The organism is Streptomyces sp. GQFP (assembly GCF_021545335.1).
GTDB lineage: Bacteria > Actinomycetota > Actinomycetes > Streptomycetales > Streptomycetaceae > Streptomyces.
Genome location: NZ_CP089312.1, coordinates 869879 through 885721 on the forward strand (window position 1 = coordinate 869879; position 15843 = coordinate 885721).

At 67.8% G+C, this 15843-nt stretch carries 17 protein-coding genes; 11 read left to right on the forward strand and 6 right to left on the reverse strand.

Annotated elements, in window-relative coordinates; genetic code table 11:
- Nucleotides 1–203: 203 nt before the first annotated feature.
- Both LUX31_RS03960 and LUX31_RS03965 read left to right on the forward strand, forming a co-directional pair.
- On the forward strand, nucleotides 204–941 hold the full coding sequence (locus LUX31_RS03960) for a FadR/GntR family transcriptional regulator (protein ID WP_235473131.1): 738 nt from the start codon (nucleotides 204–206) through the stop codon (nucleotides 939–941).
- A 294-nt stretch (nucleotides 942–1235) separates the two neighbouring features.
- A complete protein-coding gene (locus LUX31_RS03965) occupies nucleotides 1236–2057 on the forward strand; it encodes an alpha/beta fold hydrolase (protein WP_235473132.1) in 822 nt (273 codons plus the stop codon).
- Between the two features lie 161 nt (nucleotides 2058–2218).
- Here the strand turns inward: LUX31_RS03965 and LUX31_RS03970 are convergent, their stop codons facing one another.
- Genes LUX31_RS03970 through LUX31_RS03990 form a run of 5 tightly spaced genes read right to left on the reverse strand, consistent with a single transcriptional unit; the run spans nucleotide 2219 to nucleotide 6076 of the window.
- Nucleotides 2219–3022: an SDR family NAD(P)-dependent oxidoreductase gene (locus LUX31_RS03970; RefSeq protein ID WP_235473133.1), complete on the reverse strand. Its 804-nt coding sequence runs from the start codon at nucleotides 3020–3022 to the stop codon at nucleotides 2219–2221.
- Nucleotides 3019–3423: a carboxymuconolactone decarboxylase family protein gene (locus LUX31_RS03975; RefSeq protein ID WP_235473134.1), complete on the reverse strand. Its 405-nt coding sequence runs from the start codon at nucleotides 3421–3423 to the stop codon at nucleotides 3019–3021. Before LUX31_RS03975 ends, LUX31_RS03970 begins: the two co-directional genes overlap by 4 nt.
- Nucleotides 3424–3428: 5 nt before the next feature.
- Complete coding sequence (locus tag LUX31_RS03980; protein ID WP_235473135.1) at nucleotides 3429–4646, reverse strand: cytochrome P450; 1218 nt, start codon at nucleotides 4644–4646, stop codon at nucleotides 3429–3431.
- 33 nt (nucleotides 4647–4679) lie between these two features.
- Complete coding sequence (locus LUX31_RS03985) at nucleotides 4680–5885, reverse strand: NAD(P)/FAD-dependent oxidoreductase (RefSeq protein WP_235473136.1); 1206 nt, start codon at nucleotides 5883–5885, stop codon at nucleotides 4680–4682.
- On the reverse strand, nucleotides 5882–6076 hold the full coding sequence (locus LUX31_RS03990) for a ferredoxin (RefSeq protein WP_235473137.1): 195 nt from the start codon (nucleotides 6074–6076) through the stop codon (nucleotides 5882–5884). The genes LUX31_RS03985 and LUX31_RS03990 overlap by 4 nt, the downstream gene beginning before the upstream one ends.
- 167 nt (nucleotides 6077–6243) lie before the next feature.
- Here LUX31_RS03990 and LUX31_RS03995 point away from each other — a divergent pair, with 167 nt between their 5' ends.
- Complete coding sequence (locus tag LUX31_RS03995) at nucleotides 6244–6897, forward strand: TetR/AcrR family transcriptional regulator (protein ID WP_235473138.1); 654 nt, start codon at nucleotides 6244–6246, stop codon at nucleotides 6895–6897.
- Between the two features lie 270 nt (nucleotides 6898–7167).
- On the opposite strand, the gene LUX31_RS04000 is transcribed toward LUX31_RS03995, so the two are convergent.
- Nucleotides 7168–8244: a lipocalin-like domain-containing protein gene (locus LUX31_RS04000; RefSeq protein ID WP_235473139.1), complete on the reverse strand. Its 1077-nt coding sequence runs from the start codon at nucleotides 8242–8244 to the stop codon at nucleotides 7168–7170.
- A 140-nt stretch (nucleotides 8245–8384) separates the two neighbouring features.
- On the opposite strand from LUX31_RS04000, the gene LUX31_RS04005 reads away from it, so the two are divergent.
- The 8 genes from LUX31_RS04005 (at nucleotide 8385) to LUX31_RS04040 (ending at nucleotide 15817) form a co-directional block, all read left to right on the forward strand.
- Nucleotides 8385–8978: a TetR/AcrR family transcriptional regulator gene (locus tag LUX31_RS04005; protein WP_235473140.1), complete on the forward strand. Its 594-nt coding sequence runs from the start codon at nucleotides 8385–8387 to the stop codon at nucleotides 8976–8978.
- 134 nt (nucleotides 8979–9112) lie between these two features.
- Nucleotides 9113–9685 carry a TetR/AcrR family transcriptional regulator gene (locus LUX31_RS04010; RefSeq protein ID WP_235473141.1) on the forward strand — a complete coding sequence of 191 codons (573 nt, stop codon included), beginning with the start codon at nucleotides 9113–9115 and terminating at the stop codon, nucleotides 9683–9685.
- Between the two features lie 214 nt (nucleotides 9686–9899).
- The gene (gene sufB, locus LUX31_RS04015; RefSeq protein ID WP_235473142.1) at nucleotides 9900–11312 is read left to right on the forward strand and encodes a Fe-S cluster assembly protein SufB; all 1413 of its coding nucleotides are present in this window, start codon (nucleotides 9900–9902) and stop codon (nucleotides 11310–11312) included.
- A 58-nt stretch (nucleotides 11313–11370) separates the two neighbouring features.
- Entirely contained in the window at nucleotides 11371–12558 is a 1188-nt protein-coding gene (gene sufD, locus LUX31_RS04020) for a Fe-S cluster assembly protein SufD (RefSeq protein WP_235473143.1), read from the forward strand.
- Between the two features lie 66 nt (nucleotides 12559–12624).
- Entirely contained in the window at nucleotides 12625–13395 is a 771-nt protein-coding gene (sufC, locus tag LUX31_RS04025) for a Fe-S cluster assembly ATPase SufC (protein ID WP_235473144.1), read from the forward strand.
- Nucleotides 13392–13859 carry a hypothetical protein gene (locus tag LUX31_RS04030; RefSeq protein WP_235473145.1) on the forward strand — a complete coding sequence of 156 codons (468 nt, stop codon included), beginning with the start codon at nucleotides 13392–13394 and terminating at the stop codon, nucleotides 13857–13859. Before sufC ends, LUX31_RS04030 begins: the two co-directional genes overlap by 4 nt.
- Nucleotides 13860–13931: 72 nt before the next feature.
- Nucleotides 13932–14804 carry an NAD(P)H-binding protein gene (locus tag LUX31_RS04035; protein ID WP_235473146.1) on the forward strand — a complete coding sequence of 291 codons (873 nt, stop codon included), beginning with the start codon at nucleotides 13932–13934 and terminating at the stop codon, nucleotides 14802–14804.
- Between the two features lie 29 nt (nucleotides 14805–14833).
- Complete coding sequence (locus LUX31_RS04040) at nucleotides 14834–15817, forward strand: cation diffusion facilitator family transporter (protein WP_235473147.1); 984 nt, start codon at nucleotides 14834–14836, stop codon at nucleotides 15815–15817.
- The last annotated feature ends 26 nt before the right edge of the window (nucleotides 15818–15843 follow it).

The window sequence follows — 15843 nt, forward strand, 5'->3', positions numbered from 1 at the left end:
TCCCGAGGTATCTGAGCAGCGATTATGACTGCATGATCTGCGATATCTACGCTGATCAGAGGGGTCAACCCCCAAAACGACTGCTGGGGAGGGACGCGATTCCTCTATCCTGGCTGCAGGATCGTCCGCAGGTGGCACACGAGCGACCCGGTTCGCCCCTACGACCGGCCTGGTCGGCGCCACCCCGCCCCTGAAGGGACCCCATGTCATCGCGCCAGGGAACCAACCCGTCACGCGCCCAACAGGTCGCCTCCGCGATCGAGAACGAGCTGCTCGCAGCCCGGACCCCGGTAGGCACATCGCTGGGCAGGCGCACGGACCTGATGGAGAAGCACCAGGTCAGCCCCATGATCATGAACGAGGTGCTGCGGATCCTGCGGGACCGGGGGCTCGTCGTGGTCAAGCCGGGTCCGGGCGGCGGCGTGTTCGTGGCCAGCCGACCTCCGCAGGTCCGCCTCGGCGCGCTCGACGTCTGGTTCTCCCAGACGGCCACCGACCCGCTGGACATGTTCGAGGCCCGGACCCATCTCGAGGACACCCTGACGCCGGTCGCACTGGACCGCGCGGGCCCCTCCGACGTGCGGGACATGGAGTGGGCCGTGGAGGAGATGAGGTCGGCCGCGACACCGCGCGCGTTCCTCGACGCCAATCTCCGGTTTCACATGGCGATCGCCAGGGCGGCCCGGATCACCGTCCTGACCGGCATGTACGAGGCGGTCGCCACGATCATCACGGGAAGCGTGACCAAGGTCGAACTGCTGCCCGGGCACGAAGAGATGTACACGCACAGCATCGAGGTACACGCCGAGATCGCCACCGCGATCCGGGAACAGGACCGGGAAGCCCTGGCCAAACTGATGGTCCTTCACCGGCAGGATCTCGTGCGGGCCAGCGACTCGTCCCGCTCCCCCGCGGCGGCGAAACGGAGCGCCTGTCTGTAGTCAGCGGCACTTCTTCTTGAAACATGTATGCATAATTGCCTATGGTGGGGCCGTCCCGGTCAGCGGGACGAGGAGGTAGCCATGGCAGAGGCCTGTCGACCGGGGCGCACCGACCGTCCGTCGCCTGCCGGGGTTCAGCGCAACAGACCAGCCATGTACAGGCGCGAGCCGACCGGCCGCCCCACGCGGCCGAACCGGTGCCTCAGGCACAGTTTGTTGCCTTAGGCACTGTTCGGTGTCGGCGCCTCCCCGATGCGCCAACGATCCTTTCGCCAACTTCTCCCTGGAGCAGCGATGACCACCACTACGGACCTTTCAGCGGGCCGCCGAGTCGACGTCGCCGGCATCGACACCTTCTATCTCGAAGCCGGTGCCGGCGATCCCGTCATCCTGCTGCACGGATCAGGACCCGGCGTCTCCGCGTTGGCCAACTGGCAGCACAACATCCCCGGCCTCGCCGAGGAGTTCCGCGTCCTCGCCCCCGACGTCGTCGGCTACGGAGCGACATCCCGGCCGCAGGACGTGCGGTACTCGCTGGAGACCTGGGCGGACCACGTGCTCGGGTTCATGGACGCGCTCGGCATCGAGCGCGCGTCTCTCGTCGGGAACTCCCTCGGGGGGCGGATCTCCCTCGCCCTGGCCGAGCAGCATCCGGACCGCGTCCACCGCATGATCCTCATGGGCTCCCCCGGCGTCGGGATGACCGTCACCGACGGCCTCAAGGCACTACGCGGCTACGAGCCCTCGCCGGAGAACATGCGCGCTCTCCTGGTCGACTACTTCGCCGTCGACAAGTCGATCATCACCGACGAGCTCGTCCGCATTCGCTATGAGGCGAGCGTCGAGTCCTTCGGCGCATATCGTGCGATGTTCTTCGACGAGAGGCACGCCGGGAACGACCTGGGGATCACGGAGGAGCAGGTCCGGTCGATCCGGACACCGGTACTGCTCGTGCACGGCCGCGAGGACAAGGTCGTCCCGCCCGAGGTGTCCTGGAACATGGCCAAACTGCTCCCCGAGGCCGATCTGCACCTCTTCGCCCGCTGCGGGCACTGGACGCAGATCGAGAGGGCTGCCGAGTTCACCGAGCTCGTCACGGCGTTCCTGCGCGGCTGATCCGACCGGCGAGAAGGGGATGCCGTGGGGCGGTGCCACGGTGTCGTGGCCAACGTTGTCCGCCGGACCGTAGCCGTCGAAGCGCGCGATTCGAGAGCGCGAACGGTCCCTCCGCCGAGGCACCCGAGGAGGAGGCGGAGGGACCGTTCGCGCCACCTCGCCTACTGCACGCCCGCCCTCAGCGTGAACCCGCCGTCCACCGCGAGAACCGTGCCGGTGACGAACTCCGACTCCGCGGACGCGAGGAACAGTGCCGCGTTGGCCACGTCCCAGCTGGTGCCCTGGTGACCCATCGGAACCATCGCGGCGCGTCTGGCGGCCACCTCCGCCCGCTCGACGCCGCCCGCGCGGGCTGTCGCGTCGACGCCCATCGGGGTGTCCATCATCCCGGGCGCGACGCAGTTCACCCGGACCCCGTGCGGGGCGTACTCCAGGGCGAGACTGCGGGTCATGGCGTGCACCGCCGCCTTGGACGTGGTGTACGCGATGGTCTCGCCGCCGGCGAGCAGCCCGGCCATGGAGGAGATGTTGACGATCGCGCCGCTCCCCCGCTCCCGCATGTGCGGCAGAACCGCCTTGCAGGTCAGCCACATGCCGGTGAGGTTGACCTCGAAGCCGTGCCGCCAGCGTTCGACGGGCAGGTCCTCGGTGCGGCCGAAGGGCACGATGCCGACGTTGTTGTGCAGGATGTCGACGTGCCCGAGTTCGGTGAGGGCCGCGTCGAGGATGCCGGCGCAGTCGTCCTCGACGGTGATGTCGGCCCGGTGCGCGGTCGCGGTCCCGCCCTCCTTCCGTACCAGCTCCGCGGTCTCCTCCGCCGACGCGAGGTCCCGGTCCACGACGAGGATCCGGGCGCCCTCACGGGCGAAGGTCAGCGCGACGGCACGGCCGTTGCCGGTGGTGGCGCCGGGGGTCTGCCCGCCGCCGACCACCACGGCGGTCTTTGTGTCGAGTCGCCCGCTCACAGGTCCTCCACCTCCGTCTTCTTGCCGGTGACCTTGTCCACGGTCCACTCGAAGGCCGTGGCGATGGGCCAGCCCGCGTAGTACGCGATCTGCGCGGCCATCTCCCGCAGTTCGTCCTCCGTCAGGTCACCGCTGTCCAGGGCGGCCTTGGCATGGAGCGGCCCGTGCACCTGGTTGGCCTGGAGCATGGCGAGCACGGTGAGGGTGACGATGCGCCGCTCCCGTACCGTCAGGCCGGGCCGGTTCCACAGGTCACCGAAGACGACCTTGGTGGCCAGATCACTGACCGAGCCGGGCTCGTTGTCGATGAACTCGGCGGGCACGCACATGACTTCGGCCTGCGTCGCCCGGCCGATCGCGTCGAGGTGGGCGAAGTTGTCCGTCGCACGGCGGTCGCTCACGGCGCTCACCAGGTCACCGGCAGGGTCTCGAGGCCGTACGTCAACGCGTCGTCGTGGAAGTGCAGTTCGCTCTCCTCGACGGCGAGCCGCAGGTCCGGGATGCGCTGGAACAGGCGGGGCCAGGCCACCTGCATCTCGACCCGGGACAGGTTCTGCCCCAGGCACTGGTGGACGCCGTACCCGAAGCCCATGTGCTTGCGTTCGACGCGGGTGATGTCGAGCTTCTCCGGCTCGGCGAAGACCAGCGGGTCGCGGTTGGCGGCGGGCAGGTTGCAGATGATGCCCTCGCCCGCGCGCAGCAGGACGCCGCCGACTTCCATGTCCTGGGTGAGGACCCGGCGGGGCTCGGTCTGCACCATGCTCCAGTACCGCATCATCTCCTCGACGCACGTCGAGGCGTACTTCGCCGGGTCGGAGAGCATGATGGCGCGCTGCTCCGGTTCCCGGACGAGGGCGAGGATGCCGAGGCCGATCATGTTGGCGGTGGTCTCGTGGCCCGCGCCGATCACCAGCGCGCCCAGGCCCACGGCCTCCTCGAAGGTGAGGTCGCCCTTCTCGTCGACATGGACGTTGACCAGGCGGGAGAGCAGCCCGTTGTCGGGCCGCGTGCGCTTGCTCTCCATGTGCGCGCTCAGATTCGCGTGCAGCGCCGCGTGCGCCGCCATCTTCTCCTCGTGCGGAACGCTGAGCTGGACGAACTTCTTCGACGACTCGTGGACGGTGTGCCGCTCCTCGTACGGGACGCCGAGCACCTCGCAGATCACGACGGTGGGCAGTGCGAGCGCGAAGTGCTCGATCAGGTCCAACGGCCGTTCCATGACGATGAGTTCGTCGATGAGAAGGTCGGTCAGCTCGGCGATGCGCGGGCGCAGCGCCTCGGAGCGTTTGGCGGTGAAGTCCGGGTTGAGGATGCGGCGGATGGGCAGGTGCTGGTCGCCGTCCTTGCGGAAGAAGATGTCGCCCTCGACGGCCGGCTGGGCGTCGCTGGTGTTGGGGAAGCCCGGGGCGGTGACATCCGCGCTGATCCTGTCGCCCGCGCCGAGGATCTGCTGGATGTGGTCGTGGCGGGTGATGAGCCACGGCGTGCTGCCGTCCCAGATCGTCACCCGGCGCGGGGTGCCGCTCTCACGGAACTCGGTGGCGGTCTCGGGCGGGGCGAAGGGGCAGCCCCGCTTCAACGGGAACTGGGGGGCTTGTTCGGTGGCGGTGGCGGAGACGGTCATGGGGGGAACTCCTTACCTTGGGGGGGTGTGGTGTTACACCGGCGCGGTGAGCGACTCCCAGTCGGCGCGGTCGGCGACGAGCGGGCGCAGAGCGCGCAGCGGGCGGACCATGTTCACGCCGAGGGCAGCAGTGACCTGTGCGCCGCGGGCGTACAGCGCGGTGAACTTCCGCTGTTCCAGGCTGCCTTCGACCATGCGCATCCGGTCGGCGCCACGCGTCCGGCCGTGGATCTGGATCTTCAGGTCGTACTGGTCGGACCAGACGTACGGCACGGAGGTGAAGGCGGTGGCGGCCTCGGGTCCCGCGATGATGTTGCGGGCGACGGCCAGCCCCTGTTCGGAGGCGTTCGTACGGTGCTCGATGCGCAGCCGTTCCCCGGTGACCGGGTCCGGCCAGGAGGCCACGTCCCCGGCGGCCCAGACGCCCCTGCCCGCGTGCAGTGTGGCGTCGCACTGGACGCCGTTGCCGACCGGAATCCCGCTGCCGGCGAGCCATTCGACGTTGGGCCGGGTGCCGATGCCGATCAGCACGGCGTCCGCCGGGAGGGTCCGCCCGTCGGTGAGCCGGACGCCCGTCGCGCGCCCGCCGTCGGTGACCACTCCTTCGACGAGCGCTCCCGTCTCCATCCGCACACCGTGCTCACGGTGGAGATCCGTCAGCATTCCGCCGACGTCCGCACCGACCGCGTCGGCGAGCGGCACCGCCTGGTCGGTCACCAGGGTGACCTCGCAGCCGAGGCCCACGGCGACGGCGGCGGCCTCCGCCCCGATGAAGCCCCCACCGACGATCACGAGGTGCGGGCGCCGCGCGAGCGCGTCCCCGAGGGCGACCGCGTCGTCGAGGGTGCGCAGCACATGGACGCCTTCAACGCCCTCGGCGCCGGGCAGTGTGCGGGCGCGCACGCCGGTGGCGACGACCAGGGCGTCGTACGCGAGCGGTTCGTGGCCGCCGTCCAGCTCGACCTCACGGGCGGCGGTGTCCAGCGCCCGCGCCCGCGCACCGAGCCGGACCTCCACATCGAGGTCGCCGTACGCCTCGGGGGGACGCAGCAGCAGTCGCTCGGCGGGCCAGTCGCCGGACAGCAGCTGTTTCGACAGGGGCGGACGGTCGTACGGATAGTGCCGCTCCTCCCCCACCAGGACGAGCCGTCCGTCGTAGCCGGCGCGGCGCAGCCCCTCGGCCGCCGCAAGACCGGCGGCCGAGGCGCCGACGATCACGACCCTGCGCGGCGCTGTCACGCGGACACCTCGATGGCCGCGGCCGGGCAGACGGCGGCCGCCTCGCGGACTGTGTCCAGCTGGTCGGCCGGGGGCGCGGCATCGAGGAGGACTACGACACCGTCCTCGTCACGCTGGTCGAAGACATCGGGCGCCACCAGTACGCACTGGCCCGCTCCGCAGCACTTCTCCTCGTCGATGGTGATCTGCATGGTGCTCCAATCGGCCGGGGCGCACTCCGGCGCGCCCGACGTCCGTCAGTAAATGAACGAATGTAAATTTACACACGTTCATTTACGGCGCACAGCCCATCTCCTCCGCGTCCGTTGTGAGTTGAACCACGTTCGAGCGACGACCTCCCCTGTGTCAGGGTGGAGGTATGTCCAGACACGCCGATACGCCGCATTCGCCTGCTCCACCAGCGGTCAGACCCAGGTCCCGCAACGCCCGCGGGGAGGGGGAGAAGCTCCGCACGGAGATCCTGGAGGCGATGCTCCGGCTGATGGCCGACGAGGAACGCATGCGCCCCGTTCCCCTGTCCCTGCGCGAGGTGGCACGCGAGGCGGGCGTCACCGCGCCCGCCATCTACCGGCACTTCCCCGACAAGGAGGCGCTCAGCCAGGCAGCCTTCGACAGCCTCTTCGGACGGCTCGTCGAGGCGATGGACCGCGCGGACGCGGACGCCGCCGCCCTGCCCCCGGCGGAGCGGCTCGCGGCACTGGCCCACGCGTACTGCGACTTCGCCGAGGAGAACCCGGCGAGTTTCCGGATCATGTTCAATGCGGCCGAGTTGTCCGGGGACGGCCCGGACCGGGTCGCGCAGCGGTGGCGTACGGCGGTCGCACGACTGGCCGACACCGGTATGCGGCTCATCCAGAGCCCCGAGGCCGGCGCCGTGTCGGTGTGGTCGTCGGTGCACGGGCAACTCGTTCTCCGCCGGTCCGCCGGTGGCGCCGGGTCGTCGGCGGACACGCACGCGTTCGTCGACGAACTCACCCGTTCTCTGGCAGCGGTGGACCCCGCGACGGGCTGACCCGCGAAGCGGGTGCCACGCTCGTCACGGACAGCGCCCGCGCGGTGTCGCCGCGGGCAACGCGATGAGCGTCGTCGACATGGGACTGGTCGCGGAACTCCGGCTGCGGGAACCTTCACATGACCGCCGGGGCCACGGCCGGCCGGAGCGAGCATCTGCTCCACCGGGCGCCATGCCATGAGCCGCCCGATCTGATCGCGCAACCCGTCGGGGCGGTCGGACCGTACGGTCCGACCGCCCCGACGGGTTGCGACGAGAGGTTGACCGGGTTCAGCGAGCGTGCCCGAAGTACATCAGCTCCCAGATGGCGGGAGCGGTGTGACTCTCCACCACCTCCCCGCCCTCCAACCGCTCCACGGTGGCCGTGCCGGTGAAGCGGAGGTAGCTGGAGTCGAAGCCGGCGGCGCGGGCCGCTTCGAGCTGTGCGCCCTGGAACTCGTCGATGAAGTTGCGCCGCACGATGTCCTGTTCGCGCCGCCACGTCACCCGGAAGTGCGCGTCGGGGTCCGTGTACTCGTAGACCTGGCGGCCCGCCACCGGCTTCCCGGTGACCTCGTCGAGGTGTGTGTCGCTCGTGCTGAAGGAGAGGTGCCTGGCGTCGTCGGCGAGGATCCGGCCGTCCTTGGCGATCATGAAGATGGGGATCTCGTCGCTGCCGTAGGCCTCTTCGGCGGTGATGTAGGACGAGATGAGCGTGTAGGGGCCGACCTTCGCCCGCCCCCACCACCAGTGGTGGATGAGCTGGTTCATCGGGGCGTCGCCCCAGTTGTGGTCGTGGTAGCCGGTGCCCCGGACGGTCTCGGTGGTGCCGTTCAGCGTCAGCGTGGCCTCCACCGCGCCCTCGGGCACGGACGGCAGCCAGGCGAACAGCTTCTCCGGGCCTCCCTCGCCATCACCGAAGTACATGTGCCCGGTCTCGGGCCGCCAGGAGGGGACCGCACGCGTGAGGGTGACGTCCGCGGTGATCTCCGCATCCTCGACGTGGATCCGGTAGGTGCCGAGGTCGCCCGCGAAGGCGTTCGGGCCGATGCGCACCTCGCAGTTGTCCGTGGCGGCCGAGAACTCGCCCGGAGCGAAGACCAGTTCGCGCTTGATGCTGGTGCCGTCCGGGCGGTCGAGCTCGATCTCGATCATGGGGGTCAGGGGCTGGTGCGGGGACAGCAGGTGCTTGGTGAAGAAGACGATCACCAGCGACGACCCGTCCTCCAGGTGCGAGTCGAAGTACCACCACTCGTAGCTGTGCTCGCTCGGGTCGGTGCGGATGCCGTCCTCCCACGGCTTGACGGCGCCGCGTTCGAGCCCGAGGGAACGGAAGGCGGCCGGGGCGTCGGCCATGTATGCGGACATGCTCTCCTCCAAGGATCAGCTTTACGTTCGTTCAGGAACACCGTAACTCTCCTCTGAACGATCGTAAAGTCGAATCCTGCACGATCGTAAAGTGATAGTCTGAACACTCGTAAAGTCGATCTCGATGCGAGTGGGATCCCATGACAGACGCCGTCGCCGGCGAGCGGACGCGGGACCGGATGATCCGCATCGCCCGCGAGCTCTTCGCCAAGCACAGCTATGAGGGCGCGTCGCTGCAGATGATCGCCTCGGCCGCGGGCGTGACGAAGCCAGCGATCTCCTACCACTTCCGCACCAAGGAGGAACTGCTGGCGGCGGTGGCCGCCCCCGCCTTCGACGACCTGCGCGCCTACTTCGACGCGCTGAACACGCAGCACGCAAAGGCGGCCCGCAGGCGTCATGCGGTCGCGGGCTATGTGGACCTGCTGGTGAGACACCGGGAACTCATGTTCCTGCTCGTCGAAGACCCGGGAGCCGCCGCCAGCCCGGTCATCCACGACCGGATGACCGCGTTCTCGGACGAGCTGCGAAGACTGTTCGTCACCGACTGGACCGACCTCGCCGAGCAGGTCCACGTCACCGTCGCACTCGGCGGGCTGCGCGACGCCGCCGCCTCCTTCCCCGAGGTCCCCGACGACGACCTGCGCCTGCATCTGCAGGCCGCGGCCGACCGCATGCTCGCCCGCCCTCTCCGACGCGGACGGACACCGACGTCACCGAGCACTGAGCACTGAGCACTGAGCACTGAGCAACACCATCTCCGCGGTATCGGCCGAGCGCCGCAGGCGTCCGCCGTGGCCCGGCCCGGATAAGCAGCCGCAGTCCGGACAGCGACCTTGCCGCACCCTGCCATATAACATCACGTTTCATGGTGAGTGACACTGACAACAAACTGGCGACACGGGCCCTCGACTGCGTCGTGGAACTCCTGGCCGACCATGAGTGGGAGCAGCTGACACTGCAGCAGGTGGCCGATCGAGCCGGCGTGACCCGTGTCACCTTGTGGCGCCAGCTGGGCGGCAAGGACGAGCTGCGCGACGCACTGCTGCACCGATTCGCCGAGGACTTCCGTGCCGCACTGTGGCCCGTCCTGGTGCAACCCGACAACGGTGCCCAGCGGCTGGAGGCAGCCCTGCGGGCCACATGCCTGGTGATCGACAAGCACTTGGTGCCGCTCATGGCGTTCCCCACCCGGTTCCATGAGCTCCATACCGCCCATCCGGGCGCGGACGATCCGGCGACGGTGGTGGAGCGGATCCTCAGCGACGGCGTTCAGGACGGTTCCCTCCGACTGCCTGCGGACCTCCGACGTTCGGCCGAGCTGGTGTTCAGCGCGGTCTTCTGGCCGTACATCCATCTACGCGACAACCATCACTGGGATGGCGAGACGAGCCGGGAACTGCTGGTCGGCATGACGATGCGCGGACTGAAGGTCTCTTGACGAGCCGGGGAGCTGTCGGGTCACCCAAGAAGTCACTGAGCAATGTGTTTCACCTCATGTGACATGGCGTTTCAATCTGAGCTAGTCTCTGAGATGCGGTTCCTGCCGAGCGGGCTTGACACTCCCCCTTGCTCAGCCCGCTCGACAGGAATCCTCTGCTTCCCCTCGCCAGGATCGTCCCGACGGGTTGTCCACGCATCGAAGGAGCCGTCTCATGACCACGACTGCCCACCCCGAGCTCGAAGGCCTGGGTACGTACGAATACGGCTGGGCCGACTCCGACGTGGCCGGTGCCGCTGCCAAGCGCGGCATCAACGAGGATGTCGTCCGTGACATCTCCGCGAAGAAGTCCGAGCCGGAGTGGATGACCAAGCTGCGTCTGAAGGGTCTGCGGCTCTTCGAGAAGAAGCCGATGCCGAACTGGGGCTCGGACCTGTCGGGTATCGACTTCGACAACATCAAGTACTTTGTGCGGTCCACGGAGAAGCAGGCGGAGTCCTGGGAGGACCTGCCCGAGGACATCAAGAACACCTACGACAAGCTCGGTATCCCGGAGGCGGAGAAGCAGCGCCTGGTCGCGGGTGTCGCGGCGCAGTACGAGTCGGAGGTCGTCTACCACCAGATCCGTGAGGATCTGGAGGAGCAGGGTGTCATCTTCCTGGACACCGACACCGCGCTGAAGCAGCATCCGGAGCTGTTCAAGGAGTACTTCGGGACGGTCATCCCGGTCGGTGACAACAAGTTCGCGTCGCTGAACAGTGCGGTGTGGTCGGGCGGCTCGTTCATCTATGTGCCCAAGGGTGTGCAGGTGGAGATCCCGCTGCAGGCCTACTTCCGTATCAACACGGAGAACATGGGCCAGTTCGAGCGGACGCTGATCATTGTCGACGAGGGTGCCTATGTGCACTACGTCGAGGGGTGTACGGCGCCGATCTACAAGTCGGACTCGCTGCACTCCGCGGTCGTCGAGATCATCGTGAAGAAGGGCGCCCGCTGCCGTTACACGACCATCCAGAACTGGTCGAACAACGTCTACAACCTGGTCACCAAGCGGGCTGTGGCGTATGAGGGCGCGACGATGGAGTGGATCGACGGGAACATCGGCTCCAAGGTGACGATGAAGTACCCGGCGGTCTACCTGATGGGTGAGCACGCCAAGGGTGAGACCCTCTCGATCGCGTTCGCGGGTGAGGGGCAGCACCAGGACGCCGGTTCGAAGATGGTCCACATGGCGCCGAACACGTCGTCGAACATCGTCTCGAAGTCGGTGGCGCGTGGTGGCGGCCGTACGTCCTACCGTGGTCTGGTCGAGATCGGTGAGGGTGCGCACGGTTCCAAGTCGAACGTTTTGTGCGACGCGCTGCTGGTGGACACCATCTCCCGCTCGGACACCTACCCGTACGTCGACGTCCGTGAGGACGACGTGTCCATGGGCCACGAGGCGACCGTTTCCAAGGTCTCCGACGACCAGCTCTTCTACCTGATGAGCCGTGGTCTGTCCGAGTTCGAGGCGATGGCGATGATCGTGCGCGGCTTCGTCGAGCCGATCGCCAAGGAACTGCCCATGGAGTACGCGCTCGAACTCAACCGGCTGATCGAGCTCCAGATGGAGGGCTCGGTCGGCTAGTCGTCGACCGCGGTCCCCATCACGTCACTTACGCAGGAAAGAGAGCAGACCGACAGCCATGGCTGAGGTTCAGAATATCCCGGTGGGCAGTACCACCGCCGGCTCGATCGCGGTTGCGGCCGCGGCCGAGTCGACCGTCGCCACGCGCATGAGCGCGCCGCCCTCCTTCGACGTGGCGGACTTCCCCGTCCCCCACGGCCGTGAGGAGGAGTGGCGGTTCACCCCGCTGGAGCGGCTGCGCGGGCTGCACGACGGCACCGCCCTCGCCACCGGTACCGGTGTGAAGGTCGACGTCCAGGCACCCGAGGGCGTCACCGTCGAGACCGTCGGCCGTGACGACGCCCGCCTGGGCCGGGCCGGCATCCCCGTGGACCGGATCGCCGCGCAGGCGTACTCCTCCTTCGAGGTGGCCGGTGTGATCACCGTCCCCAGGGAGACGGTCCTCGCCGAGCCGATCCGGGTCGCGGTGCACGGCGAGGGCGGGGTGGCCTACGGCCACCAGGTCATCGAGCTGGGCGCCTTCGCCGAGGCCGTCGTGATCATCGACCACACCGGTGACGCCGTGCTCGCCGCAGGCGTCGAGTACGTCCTGGGCGACGGTGCCAAGCTGACCGTCGTCTGCGTCCAGGACTGGGACGACCAGGCCGTGCACGTGGCCCAGCACAACGCGCTGATCGGCCGGGACGCCACCTTCAAGTCCTTCGTGGTCACCTTCGGCGGCGACCTCGTACGCCTGCACCCGCGCGTCACGTACGCCGGTCCCGGGGGCGAGGCCGAGCTGTTCGGCCTGTACTTCACCGACGCCGGCCAGCACCAGGAGCACCGCCTGCTGGTCGACCACAACATGCCGCACTGCACGTCGAACGCCGTCTACAAGGGCGCACTGCAGGGCCAGGACGCCCACGCGGTGTGGATCGGTGACGTGCTCATCGAGGCCAAGGCCGAGGGCACCGACACCTACGAGATGAACCGCAACCTCGTCCTCACCGACGGGGCCCGCGTGGACTCCGTACCGAACCTGGAGATCGAGACCGGCGAGATCGTCGGCGCCGGGCACGCCTCCGCGACCGGGCGCTTCGACGACGAGCAGCTGTTCTATCTGATGGCCCGCGGCATCCCCGCCGACGAGGCCCGCCGCCTGGTCGTGCGCGGCTTCTTCGCCGAACTCGTCCAGCAGATCGGTGTGCCGAGCGTGGAAGAACGGCTACTGGCCTCCATCGAGGCCGAGTTGGAGTCCACCGTCTGAATCCCTCACGCACTGCACACATCCCACGGAGCGACGTATTCGTCTTCCCCATCCAGGAGTTCACTCATGGCACCAACGCTTGAAATCCGAGACCTGCACGTCACCGTCGAGGCCGACAACGCCACGAAGGAGATCCTCAAGGGCGTCGACCTCACCGTGAAGCAGGGCGAGACGCACGCCATCATGGGCCCCAACGGCTCCGGCAAGTCGACCCTCGCCTACTCCCTCGCGGGTCACCCGAAGTACACGATCACCGGCGGCACCGTGCTGCTCGACGGCGAGGACGTCCTGGAGATGTCCGTCGACGAGCGCGCCCGCGCGGGCCTGTTCCTGGCGATGCAGTACCCGGTCGAGGTCCCCGGCGTCTCGGTCTCCAACTTCCTCCGCACCTCCGCCACCGCCATCCGCGGCGAGGCGCCCAAGCTCCGCACCTGGGTGAAGGAGGTCAAGGAGGCCATGCAACGCCTCAACATGGACCCCTCCTTCGCCGAGCGCAACGTCAACGAGGGCTTCTCCGGCGGTGAGAAGAAGCGCCACGAGATCCTCCAGCTGGAGCTCCTCAAGCCGAAGATCGCGATCCTCGACGAGACGGACTCCGGTCTGGACGTCGACGCGCTGCGGATCGTCTCCGAGGGCGTCAACCGCGTCCGCGAGACCGGTGAGGTCGGCACCCTGCTGATCACCCACTACACGCGCATCCTGCGCTACATCAAGCCCGACCACGTCCACGTCTTCTCCGACGGCCGGATCGCCGAGTCCGGCGGCGCCGAACTCGCCGACAAGCTGGAGAACGAGGGCTACAGCCGGTACGAGGCAGCATCCGGTGTTCGCACATGAGCACCGCCATCCCCGCCACCCCTGTCGACGACTCCTGGGCCACGCCTGCTGCCGGGCCATGGCGGGAACAGGAACTGGCCCACCTGGCGGCGCTGTTGGACCTGACGCGGTATCTCCAGGTGAGGGCAGCGGATACGGACCCCGGCCTGCACTCCCGGGTCACTGCGCCCCTGGTCGAACTCACCGCAGCCATCCGCACCAGAGCCCCACGGGGGCGACCCATACCTTTCAGCCCAACGGTGGGCCTGCGCCAGCGCCGTTCCACCAGCGAGCGGAGCAGCCCTGCCGAACTGCTGCTCATATGCCGCGCGGCACACCGTCTCGCAGGCCGTCTGCTCGTTGTTTCGGCCGCCCAGGAAGACCTCGACGTCATTCGCCTCGCCTGCCGGTGCATTGAGATCTTCCGTGCCGCGTCGCCGTGTGAGGAATCGGCAGCACCGGAATCAGCGACACCGTCCGAGTGAGGCTGTCCTCGCATCAATGTCCAGTCCTGGACGGGTTTTCACGCCGATCTACATCAGAAAATCGGACAGAACATGACCGAAACCATTTTCGCCGTCACGAACGCCGGTAGCCGGTTCGGACAGCAGGCGGTCACAGAGCTCGCCGCGCGTCACGGCCCGGCCCGCGTCTTGGCGATCATCGATATCCGGGCACACACGGAATTCTCCCCACCTCCGGGAGTCCGTGTCCGCGTTGCCGACCACGAGGAAACCGATTCGGCGGTTTCCGCACTGAAGGATGCCCGTCGGCTGCTGTTGATCCCTTCCGGTCCGGAAGAAAGGATGGTTGCACGCAACTGGAACCTCATCCACGCGGCGGTCATCAACCGGGTGGAGCGCCTCGCATACGTGAGTATCTCGCGAGCCGACCGATCCCACATGCCGTACGGGGTCGAACATGCGATAACTGAAGACATTCTCCGCGGAACCGGCCTGCCGGCGGTGATTCTTCGCAACGGCTGGTACACGGAAAACCTTGAGGACGCGCTGTTCAGCGTGCCCGCAACACGGACTCTTTACTCACTTTCCTCAACAGCGCGAGTCGCGAGCGCAAGCACAAAGGACCTGGCCGAAGCCGCCGCACTTGTACTGACCGACCCTCAGCACCTGGGGAGACGCTACGAGCTCAGCGGGGATACCGCATGGAACTTCACCGAACTCGCCTCCGCAGTCACGGCGGTTACCGGAATCCCGGTGACCAAGAAAATTCTGAGCGAAGCCCAGTTCACCACTCTGCTCCATGCCGCTGACACCCCTGACTCCGAGATAGACAAAGCGCTTCGCAGCTGGACAAGCATCACCCAAGGAGATCTCGGTCATGTCTTCCCGGATCTCACCCGAATTCTGGGCCGCCCGAACACTCCTCTGAAGGATTCCCTTCTGAGGATGACCCACTGTTATCGGTAAACGGATTTTTCTACGAAAAGGACAGTCTGATGGCAGGTCACAGCCACCACGGCGCGCATTCTGGACACGACCACAGTCACGGCGTGAGCGGGGACTCCGACAAGCGGTGGTTGTCCGCCGCCCTGATCCTCATCACCACTTTTATGGCGGGGGAGGTCGTCATCGGTATCGCCGCCCAGTCCCTTGCTCTGATATCGGATGCGGCGCACATGCTCACCGACGCCGTCTCGATCGTGCTGGCGCTGATCGCGATGCGGCTGTCGGCCCGTCCGGCCCGCGGCGGATTCACCTTCGGCCTCAAGCGGGCCGAGATCCTTTCCGCGCAGGCGAACGGACTCACCCTGCTGCTGCTCGCGGCCTGGCTCGGCTATGAGGCGGTTCACCGGCTGATCGATCCGCCGGCGGTGGAGGGTGGCCTCGTGCTGGGGACGGCGCTGGCCGGGATCGTCGTCAACATCGCCGCGGCGTGGTGCATCTCCAAGGCCAACCGGTCCTCGCTGAACGTCGAGGGCGCCTACCAGCACATCCTCAACGACCTGTTCGCCTTCATCGGTACCGCCGTCGCCGGTCTGATCGTCGTCACCACCGGCTTCGCCCGTGCCGACGGCATCGCCACCCTCGTCGTGGTCGTCCTCATGGTCAAGGCCGGATACGGCCTGGTCCGCGACTCCGGCCGGATCTTCCTGGAAGCGGCACCCGCCGGTCTGGACCCGGACGACATCGGTGACCGCCTGGTGGGCCGTCCCTCGGTCACCGAAGTGCACGATCTGCACGTGTGGGCCATCACCTCCGGCCAGCCCGCCCTGTCCGCGCACGTCCTCGCGGCACCGGGTGCCGACTGCCACGCCGTGCGTCAGGACCTGGAGAGGGTCCTGCACACGGAGTACGAGGTCACCCATGTCACGCTCCAGGTCGACCACTCACCCGCCGTCGTGGAGTCCGAAGACGACCGGCCGGCCCACTGCCCGGATGCGCACGGTCCTGTCCACCTCGTGGGTGCGCACGCGCACTGACGGACGCGAACGGCCGGGTGGTACCC

Bases quoted from the DNA above. Each gene is read 5' to 3' on its own strand.
- LUX31_RS03960 (WP_235473131.1), top strand. From the start codon at position 204: ATGTCATCGCGCCAGGGAACCAACCCGTCACGCGCCCAACAGGTCGCC.
- sufB (WP_235473142.1), top strand. From the start codon at position 9,900: ATGACCACGACTGCCCACCCCGAGCTCGAAGGCCTGGGTACGTACGAA.
- LUX31_RS04030 (WP_235473145.1), top strand. From the start codon at position 13,392: ATGAGCACCGCCATCCCCGCCACCCCTGTCGACGACTCCTGGGCCACG.
- LUX31_RS03990 (WP_235473137.1), bottom strand. From the start codon at position 6,076: ATGCAGATCACCATCGACGAGGAGAAGTGCTGCGGAGCGGGCCAGTGC.
- LUX31_RS04040 (WP_235473147.1), top strand. From the start codon at position 14,834: ATGGCAGGTCACAGCCACCACGGCGCGCATTCTGGACACGACCACAGT.
- sufD (WP_235473143.1), top strand. From the start codon at position 11,371: ATGGCTGAGGTTCAGAATATCCCGGTGGGCAGTACCACCGCCGGCTCG.
- LUX31_RS03980 (WP_235473135.1), bottom strand. From the start codon at position 4,646: ATGACCGTCTCCGCCACCGCCACCGAACAAGCCCCCCAGTTCCCGTTG.
- LUX31_RS04000 (WP_235473139.1), bottom strand. From the start codon at position 8,244: ATGTCCGCATACATGGCCGACGCCCCGGCCGCCTTCCGTTCCCTCGGG.
- sufC (WP_235473144.1), top strand. From the start codon at position 12,625: ATGGCACCAACGCTTGAAATCCGAGACCTGCACGTCACCGTCGAGGCC.
- LUX31_RS03995 (WP_235473138.1), top strand. From the start codon at position 6,244: ATGTCCAGACACGCCGATACGCCGCATTCGCCTGCTCCACCAGCGGTC.
- LUX31_RS04005 (WP_235473140.1), top strand. From the start codon at position 8,385: ATGACAGACGCCGTCGCCGGCGAGCGGACGCGGGACCGGATGATCCGC.
- LUX31_RS04010 (WP_235473141.1), top strand. From the start codon at position 9,113: ATGGTGAGTGACACTGACAACAAACTGGCGACACGGGCCCTCGACTGC.
- LUX31_RS04035 (WP_235473146.1), top strand. From the start codon at position 13,932: ATGACCGAAACCATTTTCGCCGTCACGAACGCCGGTAGCCGGTTCGGA.
- LUX31_RS03965 (WP_235473132.1), top strand. From the start codon at position 1,236: ATGACCACCACTACGGACCTTTCAGCGGGCCGCCGAGTCGACGTCGCC.